Origin of the sequence: Winogradskyella psychrotolerans RS-3 (genome assembly GCF_000427335.1) — a bacterium.
Classification (GTDB): Bacteria; Bacteroidota; Bacteroidia; order Flavobacteriales; family Flavobacteriaceae; genus Winogradskyella; species Winogradskyella psychrotolerans.
Genome location: NZ_ATMR01000149.1, coordinates 1 through 573, shown reverse-complemented (window position 1 = coordinate 573; position 573 = coordinate 1). Strand labels below are relative to the sequence as shown.

Genomic DNA, 573 nt, shown 5'->3' with positions numbered 1-573 from the left:
GTGTTGCCTCATTTTAGGTTAAATCACTGAAGACTTTTCGCACTATTCATTCTTTCATCCTCTTGCAAAAACTCCTTTACTTGCCTTTCCCTTACCACTTTTCCTATAACGATTACAGCAGGAGAGGAAAGTGCAGCCTTCTCTTGTAAAGGTAGAATACTATTTAAATCACCGGAAATGAATCGTTCATTTGCTTTACTCCCATTTTGGATCATACAAATTGACTCCTTTTCTCCACGATACTTTGTGAATAAACTTACAATTTCAGAAAGCTTATTCATTCCCATAAGGATCACCACGGTTGCAGAAGATTGAGCAGCAAAATATAAATCTCTGGCTGAACTATGGTCTTTTAAAGTACCTGTCACAACCCAAAAACTCTCATTTACACCTCTTTTTGTTAAAGGAACGCCGCATATACCTGGGACTGACATGGCACTACTTATCCCTGGAATGTAAGTAGTTGGGACACCATGCTTTTCCGCATATTCTAATTCTTCATGGCCACGACCAAATACGTAGGGATCTCCTCCTTTAAGACGGACGACATGACCACAGGTATTGGCCCAATTT

At 39.8% G+C, this 573-nt stretch carries 1 protein-coding gene; it reads right to left on the bottom strand.

Translation table 11 applies throughout. The annotated features are described in order from the left end of the window. Positions 1 to 23: 23 nt before the first annotated feature. Positions 24 to 573, bottom strand: a 550-nt coding sequence (locus tag ADIWIN_RS15105) for a uroporphyrinogen-III C-methyltransferase (protein ID WP_040757571.1), incomplete at its 5' end; no start/stop codon positions are given.